Origin of the sequence: Granulicella arctica (assembly GCF_025685605.1) — a bacterium.
Lineage (GTDB): Bacteria > Acidobacteriota > Terriglobia > Terriglobales > Acidobacteriaceae > Edaphobacter > Edaphobacter arcticus.
Window position 1 is genome coordinate 4379893 of record NZ_JAGTUT010000001.1, and the last position, 15030, is coordinate 4394922.

General features: G+C 56.0%; 9 protein-coding genes. 8 read left to right on the plus strand and 1 reads right to left on the minus strand.

Translation table 11 applies throughout. The features are described from left to right. Positions 1-63 precede the first annotated feature (63 nt). The 4 genes from OHL20_RS18590 to OHL20_RS18605 all read left to right on the plus strand — a co-directional run bounded on the left by OHL20_RS18590 (position 64) and on the right by OHL20_RS18605 (position 7090). Complete coding sequence (locus tag OHL20_RS18590) at positions 64-927, plus strand: TIGR03435 family protein (protein WP_263384657.1); 864 nt, start codon at positions 64-66, stop codon at positions 925-927. 109 nt (positions 928-1036) lie between these two features. Next, complete coding sequence (locus OHL20_RS18595) at positions 1037-1855, plus strand: TIGR03435 family protein (RefSeq protein WP_263385047.1); 819 nt, start codon at positions 1037-1039, stop codon at positions 1853-1855. Between the two features lie 82 nt (positions 1856-1937). Continuing rightward, positions 1938-4946: a carboxypeptidase regulatory-like domain-containing protein gene (locus OHL20_RS18600; protein ID WP_263384658.1), complete on the plus strand. Its 3009-nt coding sequence runs from the start codon at positions 1938-1940 to the stop codon at positions 4944-4946. Between the two features lie 2 nt (positions 4947-4948). Next, the gene (locus tag OHL20_RS18605) at positions 4949-7090 is read left to right on the plus strand and encodes a VWA domain-containing protein (RefSeq protein ID WP_263384659.1); all 2142 of its coding nucleotides are present in this window, start codon (positions 4949-4951) and stop codon (positions 7088-7090) included. An 867-nt stretch (positions 7091-7957) separates the two neighbouring features. Here OHL20_RS18605 and OHL20_RS18610 read toward each other — a convergent pair. Beyond that, positions 7958-8785: an oxidoreductase gene (locus tag OHL20_RS18610; protein WP_263384660.1), complete on the minus strand. Its 828-nt coding sequence runs from the start codon at positions 8783-8785 to the stop codon at positions 7958-7960. 139 nt (positions 8786-8924) lie between these two features. Between OHL20_RS18610 and OHL20_RS18615 the strand changes: the two genes are divergently transcribed. From OHL20_RS18615 to OHL20_RS18630, 4 genes are all read left to right on the plus strand, one after another. Beyond that, positions 8925-9809 carry an AraC family transcriptional regulator gene (locus OHL20_RS18615; RefSeq protein ID WP_263384661.1) on the plus strand — a complete coding sequence of 295 codons (885 nt, stop codon included), beginning with the start codon at positions 8925-8927 and terminating at the stop codon, positions 9807-9809. Between the two features lie 169 nt (positions 9810-9978). Beyond that, positions 9979-10260, plus strand: coding sequence for a PDDEXK nuclease domain-containing protein (locus OHL20_RS18620; protein WP_263385048.1), 282 nt, complete (start codon positions 9979-9981; stop codon positions 10258-10260). A gap of 167 nt (positions 10261-10427) precedes the next feature. Continuing rightward, the gene (locus OHL20_RS18625; protein ID WP_263384662.1) at positions 10428-10967 is read left to right on the plus strand and encodes a hypothetical protein; all 540 of its coding nucleotides are present in this window, start codon (positions 10428-10430) and stop codon (positions 10965-10967) included. A 697-nt stretch (positions 10968-11664) separates the two neighbouring features. Then, positions 11665-14979: a carboxypeptidase regulatory-like domain-containing protein gene (locus OHL20_RS18630; protein ID WP_263384663.1), complete on the plus strand. Its 3315-nt coding sequence runs from the start codon at positions 11665-11667 to the stop codon at positions 14977-14979. The last annotated feature ends 51 nt before the right edge of the window (positions 14980-15030 follow it).

A 15030-nucleotide genomic window follows, 5' to 3' on the forward strand; every position in this document is an offset into this window, starting at 1 on the left:
GTGTAGCCAACACCGCGCTCTTTGATAGCAATGCGCGCTTACCGCAGCAACGAGGCTTTCAGTATGACCGCTTCTTTTCGTCGCATGATATTTCTTGTTGCTGTTCTTGCGTTGGCTCTCCCACTTGCACGTGCGCAGGATATGCCCATCATGGTGGACACGTCACCGAAGTCAACTATTCCTGATGCCAGTCTGCCACAGTATGACGTGACCTCCGTCAAAGAGCATCCGTCGGGCGAGCAGATGATGCGCATCATGAACAAGCCCGATGGCTTTAGCTGTACCAATATCCCCCTTAAGAGTCTGGTTGCCAACGCGTACGGTATCCGCCAGGATTTGATTTCTGGTGGCCCCAGTTGGGTGGGTTCTACCGGCTTTGACGTTGAAGCGAAGGTTGCTGGTGCCGATGTGGAGGCCTTCAAAAAGCTTACTCCGCGGCAACGCAGTGGACTACTTCAAGCATTGTTAGCGGATCGATTCAAATTGAAGATTCATTCCGAGACGAAGGTTCTTCCTTTGTATGACATGGTCATCGCGAAAGGCGGCCTGAAGCTTAAGGCGTCGGCACCGGTCGAGGCTTCGGCGGAAGCAGTGAAGGACCCGGAGGCGGCCAGGCATCGTGGCATGATGACGATGGGGCCCGGTATGTTCAAAGGAGAGGGCATCTCCATCCAGGCCGTGGGCAATCAGTTCTCCTACATCATCCACTACACGGTAATCGATAAAACAGGTCTTACGGGAACATATGATGTGAATTTGAAGTTCAGTCCTGACGATGCCGGGCCTCCGACAGGCGACACCTCTGCCGAGTCCAGCCCTACGATCTTTACGGCAGTGCAGGAGCAACTCGGACTGAAGCTGAATGCGACGAAGGGTCCGGTCGAGACCCTGATCATCGACCATGCAGAACAGCCTTCCTCAAACTGAAACGGAATAGAGACTTCAATCGAATTATTTCGTCTTATAGCTATAAGACTGCATTCATGAGGCTTCCGCTTTGAGAGTGAAGACGTTTCGAACCATGCGCACCGGTGGAATGTTGTTGTTAGCAGGAATAGTGCACCTTACGTTCTTTCATGATCCGCTGCGAGGACAGAACTCATCCGCTCCCATAGTTGTTGGCCGCGATGTACCCACCGCGACGCCTGCCTTTGATGTCGTATCGATCAAGCCGAATAACACAGGCAGCGGAAATGTCAGTACCCGTACGAGCGATGGTCACTTCGATGCCTCGAACGTTTCCCTGAGGATGTTGATCCTGAATGTTTATGACCTCAAGGAGAACCAGCTTACCGGATTGCCTCACTGGGCCGAATCCGATCGCTTCGATATCAAGGCTAAGATCTCGGAGCCCGATTCAGCAGTGATGAAGCATTTAACGCGGGAGCAACGGCAGGGGATGCTGGAGGTCATTCTGCTCGATCATTTCCAATTGAAGTTCCATCATGAACTAAAGACGCTGCCCGTATACGAGATGGTTCTGGTCAAAGATGGTCCGAAGTTCAAGGAAACAGCCGCAGCGGAGATGGCCAGCGAAACCGGAGTCAACGGTGTACGTGCGGGTAGTATAAGCATCCACAATACTCAACTCTATGCCACAGGTGTACCCCTATCCGATCTGGCTGCACAGCTCTCCGGTCAACTCCATCGCATCGTGATCGACAAAACAGGGCTAAACGGCAAATATAACCTGTCGCTCGCGTGGACACCGGACGATACACCTCCCGGACAGGAGTCAACAGCGCCCACGCTCTTCACGGCGCTCCAAGAGCAGCTGGGCTTGAGGCTGCAGTCAACTAAAGCTGATGTCAAAATGTTTGTTGTTGATTCAGCCTCGCTGCCCGGTGACAATTGATCATTCCATACGAAGACCAAATTGTTGTGAATACCTCGACGCTGGTTGGTTTAGCCTTTCCTCCTCGGAGACTGAGAACATAATGATAGATATGTTCTTGGGGTTGCGAGTCAGCAGGCATCTCCGTTCTGCCTTCCTGCTTACATGGTTTGCCATATGCGGGTCTGCTTACGCGTCTGAACAACACGGCCAGGTGACATTCAACGAGCTTCCTGTTCCAGGTGCAACCATTACGGCGACACAAGGGACGAAAAAGGTTAGTACCGTCTCCGATCAGGATGGCTACTACAGCTTCGCCGATCTTGCCGACGGCACATGGAAGCTCGATGTCACGATGTCGTTCTTCGCTGCGCTCGGTCAAGAAGTTACAGTCGCACCTCATACGGCCGGCATCAAGTGGGAGCTCAAAATGCTTACGCTTGATCAGGTGATCGCACAGACGAAGATCATGAAGGCCGAGGCACCGGCGGTGCTTCCGCCTGCTCCAATCAACGCTGAAAAACCAGCCGCTAAATCGGGTGAAACTGAAGCGATGAAGGCACCCGAAGAGCCACCGGCCTCAAACGATGGCTTCCTCGTCAACGGCAGTGTGAACAACGCAGCCACCTCTCAGTTCACGCTGGCGCAGGGCTTCGGAAATACCCGCAAAGGGAGCAGGAGCCTCTATAACGGTGATCTTGGTGTCATCTATGACAACTCTGCGCTGGACGCGCGACCTTATTCGCTTACCGGCCTCGATACGCCAAAGTCCTCATACAGTACGGTGACCGGGATTGCGACCTTGGGCGGGCCCATCCGCATCCCGCACCTGCTGCCCCGCGGACCCAACTTCTTTATCGGGTACCAGTGGACACGCAATCGCTCCGCGGCCACCGAATCCGGTTTGGTGCCTACGCTCGGGCAGCGCAATACCGCTCCGATCGATGCGGTGGCACAGGCACTGCTCGCTCTCTATCCACAGCCGAATCTTAGCGGCAATGCGAACTACAACTACCAGACTGCGATTCTCAACAACTCCCATCAGGATGCCCTCCAGTCCAGGCTCGATAAGAGCGTCGGTCGCCAAGACGAGTTCTTCGGCGGCTTCGCTTTTCAAAGTATACGAGCAGACAGCTCGAGCCTCTTCGGTTTTCGAGACACAAGCGGAACCCTGGGCCTGAACGCAAACGCGAGCTGGCAGCATCGCATGAACCATGGTGTATATACCACCGTCGGTTACAAATTCAGTCGCCTGCGCACACTCATCACGCCGTACTTCGCTGGCAGCACTAACGTCGGAGGCAATGCGGGAGTTTTGGGAATGAGTCAGGCCCCAACCGATTGGGGCCCGCCGACGCTCATTTTTTCGAGCGGCATTGCTACCCTTACCGATGCGCAAAGCGCTTTCAATCGAAACCGCACCGAAGCGGTCTCACCGTCTCTCCGCTATTACCGTGGGCGTCATAACATCACGCTGGGTGGGGATTTTCGCAGGCAGGAGTTCAACTACCTGACACAGCAGGATCCACGCGGAACTTTCACCTTTACGGGGGCTGCCAAGGGTTCGGACTTCGCAGACTTCGCCAGCGGTACACCCGATACCAGTTCGATCGCTTACGGTAACGCCGACAAATATCTCCGTCAATCCGTCTATGACGCCTACATCACGGATGACTGGCGACTCCGGCCGGAGTTGACCATCAACATCGGGGTTCGCTGGGAGTATGGTGCACCGATCACGGAACTGAAAGACCGACTCGTCAATCTCGACGTCGCTCCCCACTTCACAGCCGTGACCCCGGTACTCGCCAGTGACCCCGTGGGGGCGCTTACAGGAGAATATTATCCAGACTCTCTGCTGCGGCCTGATCGCAATGCAGTCGAGCCTCGCCTCGGCATTTCATGGCGTCCCATTCCCGGTTCTTCGCTGGTGGCGCGCGGGGGCTATGGCGTCTACGCGGACACCTCCGTCTACCAAGCTACTGCCCTTCAGCTCGCGCAGCAGTCTCCTCTGTCCAATACACTGCAGGCACAGAACAACAGCTCCTGCCCACTCACCTTGGTTACCGGACTTCGCCGTCAGACATGCACTGCCACGACGCCCAACACCTTTGCGGTCGATCCTAATTTTCGTGTCGGCTATGCCCAGACGTGGCAACTTTCGCTACAGCGCGATCTGCCCGCAGCACTCCAGATGACCGCCACCTATCTCGGGGTGAAAGGAACTCGTGGTGTGCAGGAGTTTCTTCCGAACACGTATCCTCTTGGGGGAGTCAACCCTTGCCCCTCCTGTCCGTCAGGCTTCGTCTATAAGACATCAAACGGCAATTCGACGCGTGAGGCTGGCAGTCTGCAACTTCGCCGCCGTCTCCGCAGCGGCTTGACGGCATCCATGCTCTACACCTATTCGAAGTCACTTGACAACGACTCCACGCTCGGCGGACAAGGTGCCACTGTATCGACGTCATCGACGCAAAGCACGTCGAGCGCTGCTGCCCAAAGCTCGCCAGAGGCGAGTGTCGCTCAGAACTGGCTTGATCTACGAGCCGAGCGCGGTCGCTCCACCTTCGACCAGCGCCATCTGCTTACAACTACATTTCAATACAGCACCGGCATGGGTATAGGCGGAGGCACACTGCTCGGCGGTTGGCGCGGCCGCTTCTATAAGGACTGGACGGTCGGGGGTCAGATCGTCGCGGGTAGCGGTTTGCCAGAGAACCCTGTATATCTTGCGGCAACTAACGGCAGCGGCGTAACCGGCAATCTTCGTCCCGACCGCACCTCGACTTCGATCTACTCCGCAGGTGGAGGCCGCTTCCTCAATGCCGCGGCGTACACCGCACCACAGCCAGGGCAGTGGGGAGATGCAGGCCGCAACTCCATCACCGGACCTGGCTCGCTGACCTTCAACGCGTCGCTCGCACGCACCTTCCGGATCGTCAAGAGTTACAACCTCGACGTCCGTGTCGACGCAACCAACCTGCTCAATCATGCCGTATTCAGCAGCTATAACACCACCATCAATCCGTCGCTTGTCAGTCCGGTCTTCGGTCTTCCAACATCGACCAATCCCATGCGCAGCCTGCAGACAACCGCGAGGTTGAGATTTTGACGATGCGCTCATTCTTGCAGCTTCTTACTCTTGTCTGTCTCGGCAGCGCCTCCTGCATTGCCCAAACCATCGGGCAAAATAAAGCGCCTGGCTCCTCTGACACCCTGACGCTCTCCGTGCGTACCCAGCTTGTCGTCGAAGCGGTCACCGTCAGGGACAAGGACGGCAAACCAGTGGAGGGGCTGACAGCGAACGACTTCACCTTGACTGAAAATGGCATACCGCAGAAGATTCGTTTCTGTGAGCATCAATCCCTGCCGAGCACTGCTGAGCCCCTGCCCGCGGCAACACCCAAGGAGGAAAGCCTCACCATCTACAAGCGCCTTACCCGGACACAGCTTGCACCCGAAGCTGCCGAGAACCTGCGGTATAAGGATCGCCGACTGCTCGCACTCTACTTTGATATGAGTGCCATGCCACCAGGGGACCAGCTTCGCGCGTTGAGCGCCGCCGAAAAGTTCATCAGGACCCAGATGACCTCGGTCGATCTCGTCTCCATCCTGCGGTATCAGGGTGGCTCCGTCGATGTGCTTCAGGATTTTTCGGCCGATCGTAATCGCCTCCTCAGCATTCTCGAGACGCTTGTCATCGGCGAGGGGCAAGGTTCGGTGGACTCGATCGACGATGCAAGCAGTGCTGATACCGGCGCTGCGTTTGGCCAAGACGATAGTGAGTTCAATGTCTTCAACACCGATCGCCAACTCTCCGCTCTGCAGACTGCAGCCGGCATGCTGGGTGGCCTGAACGAAAAGAAGTCGCTCATCTACTTTGCAAGTGGGCTGCGGCTGAGCGGCACAGACAACCAGGCCCAACTCCACGCGACGGTCGATGCTGCCATCCGCGCCGGCGTCTCTTTCTGGCCGATTGATGCACGCGGCCTTGTCGCGGCAGCTCCTCTGGGGGATGCGACACAAGGCTCACCTGGCAATCAGGGAATGTACTCCGGCACGGCGGCACAGGCCAACACCGCTAACTTTCAGCAGTCGCAGGATACCCTCTTCTCGCTCGCCGGGGACACTGGGGGCAAGGCCCTGCTCGACTACAACGACCTCACGCGAGGCATCGTTAACGCTCAGCAGGCCATCTCCGATTACTACATCCTCGAGTACTACGCCACCAATGCAACACTCGATGGCCGTTTCCGCAAAATCAAAGTCACCGTCAATAAACCGGCGGATGCAAAGCTGGATTTTCGTCAGGGCTATTACGCTGGCAAGGAGTTCGGAAAATTCAACGTCGCCGACAAGGAGCGCCAACTCGAAGATGCTCTTATGCTCGAAGATCCCATCACGGAACTTACCGTTGCCATGGAGATCAATTACTTTCAGCTCAACCGCGCCGAATACTTTGTCCCAATTGTCGTCAAGATCCCCGGCCGCGAGTTGGCCCTCGCGAAGAAAGGTGGTGCCGAGCACACGCTGATTGACTTCGTTGGAGAGATTAAGGACATCTACGGCGGGAACACAGTAAGCAACGTTCGTGACAATGTAAATATTAAACTAACCGACGCTACTGCGGCCGAGCTGGCGAATCGCCCCATTGAGTACGAGTCAGGCTTTACGCTGCTCCCCGGGAAATACACAATCAAGTTCCTTGCCCGCGACAACGAAACGGGTCGTATCGGAACCTACCAAACGAACTTCGTCATTCCAAATCTAAACCGGGAGACGCAGCGTGTACCTGTGAGCTCCGTCGTTCTGAGCGGTCAACGCGTTGATCTCAAGGATGCGTTATACGACGCAATGAAAGGGAAGGACGCAGCGAAAGCGGCTGCGGTCAACCCTCTGATAGTGGACGGCAGAAAACTTATTCCAAGCGTGACGCGAGTATTTAATAAAGGGCGTGAACTCTATGTCTATCTGCAGGCCTACGAAGAGGGAACAGGTCAAGCTGCTGCCACCTCCAAGCCGATCGTTGCCTACGTCAGCTTCTATCGTGATCACGTGAAAGTCTTCGAGACACAGCCGTTAGCAATCACATCAGCGGCAACCGCAAAGCTTGCCACGACCCCGTTAAGCTTCAACATTGCTGTCTCGCAACTGCCGCCCGGCGAATACGACTGCCAGGTGACGATACTCGATCCTACAAGTGGCAAGGCCACCTTCTGGAATGCACCGTTGAAGTTCGTGCAGCAGCATCCCTAAGTGAGCGCAAGAGCGTTCTTCAATCGAAGGAACAGCACACTCTCAGTTCTCCGTAGGCGCTTCGAGGTGGTCGATTACTACTACCGGAGATGCGCTTTACCCCTAATCAGCTTCAATCCCAGTTTTCTCGCAACGCCGAAAACAACCCTGGATACGGCGCATTTGTTTTGGGTAGCTGCTCAATCCGGTAGCCGTTGGCCCTGAAAACATTCGTCGTGTACGCAGGAACTTCATCGTGAAGAGGAGGTCCCAGCAGGAGACATTCTGATTTGCGAAGATAATCTCACGATGTTCAGCAAGAATTTGTCCCAAATCGAGGACTTCAACGAACGGCGCGGGGAGCTTCGTCACCGTTATAAAATTTGGTCCCGGGCAATCATGAGTGCTTCCTTGAATCGAACCCTGCACGGCGATCACTTCTCGACAATGCTAACGTGCTGATCGACGAGGGCATTGAGATCGAGAGCTGCGACATCGAGTACGGGAGTTGCCTTCAATTAAGCTTCATGCTTTTGGCCACGTTCATGGGGCCACGGTCTTGTCGAGCAGGACGATGTTACATTCGCTAATGTCGCGCTCAGGGGGCTTCTTGGCGATCTTGAGCACGTTCCAAAGGGTGTTGCGAATGCCAAGCAAGAGAATCTAATATTTGATCATTCCTCCGGATACCCGGAGCGGGGTAAAACTAAGATCAGGAAATGACTTGGCTTGTGCAGCTATCGGTTATATTCGCGCCTTGACGAATGGGTCCTTATGGACGCTTTTGTGTCCAGGGCCTCTTCCCGCCAGTTGAAATTGATAAACCTGAAGCAGCAGCGGCCACACCCGTTCGCCCCTCGCGGGAAAGATGCGACCGCGTCCCGCAAGTTAGAAGTCAGTTGATACCGACACAGACGTCCAGTGCTGCGTCTCTGTCGTATCGCGAGCAATACGGTCATGCATTCTCTCCACTGCGTCGCTGCCCATCAGCAGATGTGCTGGCTGCTTCTCCGCCGCCACCAACTGCAATAACGCTTCCGCCAGCTTTCTGGGGTCACCCTCCTGCGTCTGGTGCTTCCCGTCCAGCCACGCGCGCATCTGTTTCACGCCGCTTTCATACTCCGGCAACTTCGCGTCGACATACTGCGCCGAACTGCTACCCAGAAACTCCGTGCGGAAGAAACCCGGTTCCACGCATGTGACCTGAATGCCCAGCGGTTCCAACTCCATCGACATCGACTCCGACCATCCTGCCAGCGCAAACTTGCTGCTGCAGTACAGCGAACTCAGGCCGAATCCCTGCAGGCCCGCAATGGACGAGATGTTGAAGATACGTCCGCTCTTCTTCCTGCGCATCCCCGGCAACACCGCACGAGTTACATGCATGGCACCGAACAGGTTCACATTAAACTGATTCGTCACGTCATCGACACTCGCCTCTTCAAACGGTCCGAAGTGCCCATAGCCTGCGTTGTTCACCAGGACATCAACCGTTCGAAATTTGGCTATCGCCGCATTCACGGCTGCCTCTGCATCGACCGACTTCGTCACGTCCAGATTCAGCGCCAGAAGATTCTCCTGCTCGCCCAACGCCTTCATCACTGCGCTGGCGTCGCGTGCGGTTGCGACTACCTTCTGCCCTGCGGCTAATGCGGCCTTTGCGATCTCGAGACCCAACCCTCGGCTGCTTCCTGTAACAAACCAAACTTTGCTCATTTCCATCTCCTCCTTGAACGTCTTACAAGAAGATAAGCTGCAAAACCGGGCAACCGGTAGAACGATCCGGGCTACACATTGCCTGATCCGCTCAAAGTTTCTGAGTCGACTTCGCTCTCAAGTAGTCTCAAAGAGACGAATGCAGGAACTTGCAGCCATCCTCGCGCGCCATGCGACCGACAACGTGATATCCACGTCGGTCCCTGGCCTTACGCTCTACCACTTCAGCCGCCGCCAATCCGCGAGCATGCCGCTCATTTACACACCGATGGTCTGTGTCATGGCCCAGGGAGAAAAGCACGTCGCACTCGGCAACCGCATCTTCCGCTATGCAGCGAATGACTATCTCATCTCTTCGCTCGACCTGCCGGTGACAGGCACGATCCTCCGCTCGTCTGAAAAACATCCATACCTCTCTTTCAGTCTTGCGATTGAGCAAGTTGCGCTCTCAGAGATGGTTCTGAACCTACCCGCGCTCTCGGCGGCAGAGCCCGCCTGTGCCCTCGCTATCGGCAAGGTCGACGCACCGCTTTACGATGCCTTCCTTCGTCTCGTCCGCCTCCTCGACGAACCAGCGATGATCGCCACGCTCGCGCCTCTGATCACGCGCGAAATCTTCTACCGGTTACTGCGCGGACAGCACGGCTCCATGCTTCGCCAGCCCTTTGCGGACAGCGGTCGCACCGCGCAGATCGCCAATGCCATCCGCTGGATTCGCAGTCACTTCGACGAACCTTTTTCATCGGAGACACTGGCAGAGGCCGTGCACATGAGCATCCCCTCGCTCAACCGTCACTTCCGCGCCGTGACCGCTATGAGTCCGTTGCAATACCAGAAGCACATCCGCCTGCAGGAGGCCCGTCGGCTCCTCATTGCTGAAGGGCAGGATGCAGCCACAGCAGCCTTCAACGTCGGCTACGCCTCGCCTTCCCAATTCAGCCGCGAATACGTGCGCGCCTTCGGTGCGCCACCCCGCGCCGACGCAGAGCGCCTCCGCTATGCCCCGGTCTCCGCGGTCGCCTGATGATGCACAAAGAGGGGACCCGACGGGTGTCGGCTTGAACTGGTCCTCTAAGCAAGTAGAAGAGGACGGCTGAAACAGTAGTGATCCCCCTAGAAGGGTGTGTATCTGTCGGTTGAAATACCGTTGCGAGAAAGCTTTGAGCCTCGAATGAATACTCGTTCTCGACTTGGTGTTCTACAACTTTCTCCTAAAACGCTTTGTCCTCTTCGATATCAAAATCAGAGACGCCGATGCACCAGGATATCGGTCAAATGGACATGATGTTCTCATGATGGATGACCTGAAGCGGGGTTCCGATGACAACCCTACGGTGGGATCATCCGTGTGCCAGAAAGACGCTTCCATGGGCCAATATTCAGTTCTGCAGGAGAATGAGCTGCTCTTTGCGAGCCGCTACGAGCCGGTGCTTCTGTCCGAGAATGAATTGAGGGCGGAACTGGGGCGAGAGTGAGCACAGTTTCGCAAGTGGAAACTCCTGACGCTGCAAAGAGCCGCGGATCGTCAGATCGACCTACGCAGGGTAAGGACGTTATTATGCGTCGAAGACGCCAGAAACTCCATGGCCTCGGGCACGTCTATTACCTAGCATCACAGCCGCCTACTGTCTTGGAGAGAAACATGCCTCCCCGCTTACCGAAACTCCTCGCCAGCTTCTTTCTAATAGCCAGTCTCGCCGCCTCCGCCCAGATCATTCGGCTCGGTGCGCCGAAGAAGAGCTCTGCCGACGTCGGCGTGAACACTGTCCAGGCTCCCGTGCCAACCCCACTGCTCAACGGGAAAAAAGCATTCATCTCCTACGAACTCGGCGACGTCACCGCCTTCCCCGATGCCTATAGCGGAGGCCCAGAACGCGCCTACGGAGAGTTCTACTCCGCCATGAAGACTTGGAACCGCTACAATCTCGTCGCCGATCCCAACGAGGCCGACGTGGTATTTGCCGTCCGCTTCGTAGACCCACCAAACACCGTCCCTCAGATTCGCATCGGCGTGGCCGATGCCAAGACACACATCACTCTCTGGGGCTTCGTCGAACAAGTCGACTTCAAATTTCGCAAGAAGAACCGTGACGCCGCCTTCACCGACTCAGTCAAGCTCCTAGTTACCGACATCCAGACCCTGATTGGCCAGGACGCCACACCTCAGCCCGCGAATCCGTAGTGAAGTTCTCTCGACAGTTCTATTTCGAAAAGAACGCTTGAATGACCAGCCAGCACGCGCCGAAGCTCCAAGTGTAATGCTGTCGGTAATCTGATTGTTGTTTTGGTCGCAAAGCAGCGTAAGTTCTTGAGAGCGTTTTGGCTTAACTACACCTGCCTCCAAAAGTGTCACCACTGGTGACACAAAGATATTCGGAAGCACTAAGCATCTTCAAAGACGCCTATGCTATTGAATTTCTGGGTCTTCGTCCAGAGCATCCTGAAGCCGATCTGCACCAAGGCTTGCTCGGCAAACTGGAGGATTTCCTAATCGAGTTGGCCGTGACTTCTGCTTCGTAGGCTGAGAATATCCGCTCCAGGTCGGTGAAAGAGATTCCGTTCTGAATCTCGATCGAAACTCCGAAGGCTTCACGAACAGCCCAGCATCGGTGTATTGCTTGCGCTAGCAAGAATGACGAGGTGGTTGCGTTCGCGCTAAGCTTCACAACTTCTATCTTCAGAAACCCTACGACAGATAATTCCTCAAATCACAGCCCAAGAGAGAAATCAGTAGCTTCTACTCATTCACTTACCCATAGACTTCATGGAACAGATGAACTGGTTAGATGGTGCGCTACACTAACAATCAAACTCATACAAAGCATTGGGCAGATCAGGACGCTGAGCCAGCATTCATTAAATTGAAGTAAGGAGAATCTATGACTGTAAAGCCATTTACCTCGCTTCTGGACAGACATGTCGCACGATCCAAGCGAACACTTTCTCTTTCATCCCGCTGCAACCTGGGAGCCTTTCTTCGCGGGGCCGTTCTCACGGGGACGCTTCTGGCAAATACCTTTGCTGTTATTCCCGCTTATGCTCAGGCAACAACTGGCGACGTTGTGGGCACAGTAATGGATGCGTCTGGCTTGGTCGTCTCCCATGCGACTGTGGAGCTGACGAACCTTGACACCCAGGAGAAGCGCACTGTCGTCACGGACGATTCCGGTCAGTACACCTTTAGCTTGTTAAAACCAAATCGATATTCGATCATGGTCACACGCGCCGGATTCAAGAAGTCGACCATCGATTCGTTCTCCCTTGCGGCCGGCGACCGCGCTCGCGAAAACTCCAGCCTGCAGGTCGGCTCAGAGGATCAAGTCGTCGAGGTAGAAGCACACGCGCCGGCGCTTCAGTCTGACAGCTCCGTGGTGTCGACGACCATCACCGATAAAGCGACCCAGGATCTTCCGCTGAATGGTCGTAACTACATTAACCTCGTCCAGGTCGTGCCCGGTGCAACGGAGGGGCTTAATAATGGCCTCGCCAGCGGCAACCGTCCAGACGATCGCCGCCAGACCTCCTCGGTTTCCATCAATGGTCAAGCAGATGTGATTAACAACCAACTCATCGATGGCATGGACAACAACGAACGTGTGATTGGGTCGATTGGCGTTCGGCCATCGGTTGAATCCATCCAGGAGGTCAGCGTCCAGACGAACACCTTCACGGCAGAGGTAGGTCGGTCTGCAGGCGCGATCATCAACGTCATTACGAAGTCCGGCACCAACGGCTTTCATGGATCTGCCTATGAGTTTTTCCGGAATACGGTGCTCGATGCGAACCCTTATAAGTTTGGCGCAGCCATCCCACGACCCAAGTGGAACCAGAATCAGTTTGGCGGAAGTCTCGGGGGCCCTATCCAACGTGATAAGACCTTCTTCTTCGGAGACTATGAGGGCTTCCGTCTAGTCAGGGGACAGAACCCCACTCAGACTACTGTTCCGACTGCCTTCGAACGAGCAAACCCCGGCAATTTTACAGACAATCCGGCCATCCCGGTTGCCGGACGGAACGTGAGTCCGGCGCTCTTCGACAAGGTAGGGCAGCAGTACTTTAATCTCTTCCCCTTACCGACGAGCTCTGCGCTCACAAACAACTACACCGTTGCTCCGGGCTATACACAGAACGCCACAACGGTCGATGCCCGTGTCGACCGTCGCCTCGCTAACTCTGACCTGCTGTTTGCGCGCTACACCTACAACGCTGTAAGCACGAATATTGGCGGTCTCTTTCCAACGGTCACCGCAGGAGGTCTTCCAGTCTCTCCCGGCGGCAACCAGGGAAGCTATCCAGGCGCGGCCTTCAGCAACGCGCACCAGGCGCAGCTGGATTACATCCACACCTTCACGCCCAACACGCTGCTCGAACTCAAGGCTGGCTATACGCTGCTGCATACCGCGCAAAACCCTATTGGCTTCGGACAGGGCGTCAATACCGCCTTCGGTCAACCCAATATCAACATCAGCGACAGGACGCAGGAACTGGCGCCGGTCACCATCAGCCAGGGAGCCAATCTCGGCTTTCACCCTCCGATCATCTACCTGGAAAATACATGGCAGTATCTCGGAACCCTCAACTGGAATCATGGAAAGCACAACTTCAAATTTGGTGGCGGGATCATCCGTCGGCAGGACACTTCCACGCAGACCGATTCGGCTGCCGGCACATGGACCTTCAACACGTTCTCCGATCTGCTGACCGGAACGTTTACGAACGCGTCGCGCAATGCAATTCTGATCGCACCGCACAATCGCAGCTGGGAGCCGCATGCCTTCGTTCAGGATGACTGGCACGTCGCGTCGAGCCTCACCCTCAATCTTGGTATTCGCTGGGACTACTACCAGCCCTACACTGAGACTCGCAATCAACTCTCAAATTTCGATACCGACACCGGCACAATCGTCGTCGCAGGAACGTCCGGCGTCAACAAGTATGGCAACGTCCAGCCGGACTACACAAACATCGCACCCCGCGTAGGGTTCGCTTACAGCGTGATGCCGAAGACGGTGGTTCGCGGAGGCTTCGGCATGACCTACGCACCCGAGAATCTGACCTCCGGTTCTGCGCTGGTGAACCAGCCCTTCACCGGCTCCTACGGCCCATGCTCCACGGTCTTTGCTGTGGGTACGTCGACGGGTTGCGATCCAGCCTTTGCCCACTTTGCCGCGGGACTACCGCTGCCTACGCCACGCAGCGCAACGAACCCCTCGGGCTCAGTCAGCGCAGCGCTCGATCCTCACTTCAAATCAACGTATCTCGAACAATTCAACCTGACCGCCGAGCGTGAGTTCGGTGCCACCGTGATCAGTCTCACCTATGTCGGCGAACTTGGACGCAGGATGGCCTACTATCTGCCTGATGCCAACACCTTTGCTGCAAATACAGGCGTCGTCGGTGGCTCGGGTCTGCGCCTCTACGCCGCCACATCGCCGAACGTGACCGCCGTGCCGCTCTTCACCGCGAAGGGAATTGGGTCGTACAACGGGCTGCAGTTCGTCGCCAAACGCCGTCTGACGAAGGGACTTGACCTGTCCTTCAACTACACCTTTGCGCACGGGCTCGACGACTCCGAGGCCATCAGCAACGATGGCGGCGACGGCTTTGGATCCGTTCCTTCGCAAGTGTCGACACTCGAGTACGGAAACTCAAACCTCGATGTCACGCACCGCTTTTCGGGAACCTTCAATTACGCTCTGCCATTTGGCAGCAGCCTGACTGGTTTCAAAGGCATTCTCGCCAAAGGTTGGCAGACCAACGGCCTCGTCTCCTGGAACACGGGCCTGCCGTTCTCTGTGACCAACCTCAACAATGTCGGAGGCACCCGGCCCGGCACGACAAACTCCGATCGCCCCAACCAGATCGCCGGTTTGAAGGTCAGCCATCCCTCCGTAACCCAGTGGTTCAACACGGCTGCATTCCATGCGCAGACCGCGGGCACTGTCGGCAACGAACATCGTGACCAGGTGCGCGGACCCGGTCTACAGCGTGTCGATCTCTCCCTCTTCAAGACGTTCCCCATTACGGAACGCTTCAACTTCGAGTTCCGGACGGAAGCCTTCAACGTACTCAACACGGCACAGTTTGCCTTTCCGAACGCTCAGCTTGGAAATGCTGCAATCGGCACCATCACCAGCACGGCAAACTCCTACAACCCGCGTGTGGTGCAGTTCGCCGGCAAACTGCGCTTCTAACGAATGCCCAAGGGCAGATCCGTACGCCGGGTCTGCCCTCTCCTCCTAGGA

Excerpts from the sequence above, each read along its gene's own strand:
- OHL20_RS18610 (WP_263384660.1), bottom strand. The coding sequence starts at position 8,785 with ATGAGCAAAGTTTGGTTTGTTACAGGAAGCAGCCGAGGGTTGGGTCTC.
- OHL20_RS18590 (WP_263384657.1), top strand. The coding sequence starts at position 64 with ATGACCGCTTCTTTTCGTCGCATGATATTTCTTGTTGCTGTTCTTGCG.
- OHL20_RS18605 (WP_263384659.1), top strand. The coding sequence starts at position 4,949 with ATGCGCTCATTCTTGCAGCTTCTTACTCTTGTCTGTCTCGGCAGCGCC.
- OHL20_RS18625 (WP_263384662.1), top strand. The coding sequence starts at position 10,428 with ATGCCTCCCCGCTTACCGAAACTCCTCGCCAGCTTCTTTCTAATAGCC.
- OHL20_RS18615 (WP_263384661.1), top strand. The coding sequence starts at position 8,925 with ATGCAGGAACTTGCAGCCATCCTCGCGCGCCATGCGACCGACAACGTG.
- OHL20_RS18595 (WP_263385047.1), top strand. The coding sequence starts at position 1,037 with ATGTTGTTGTTAGCAGGAATAGTGCACCTTACGTTCTTTCATGATCCG.
- OHL20_RS18630 (WP_263384663.1), top strand. The coding sequence starts at position 11,665 with ATGACTGTAAAGCCATTTACCTCGCTTCTGGACAGACATGTCGCACGA.
- OHL20_RS18600 (WP_263384658.1), top strand. The coding sequence starts at position 1,938 with ATGATAGATATGTTCTTGGGGTTGCGAGTCAGCAGGCATCTCCGTTCT.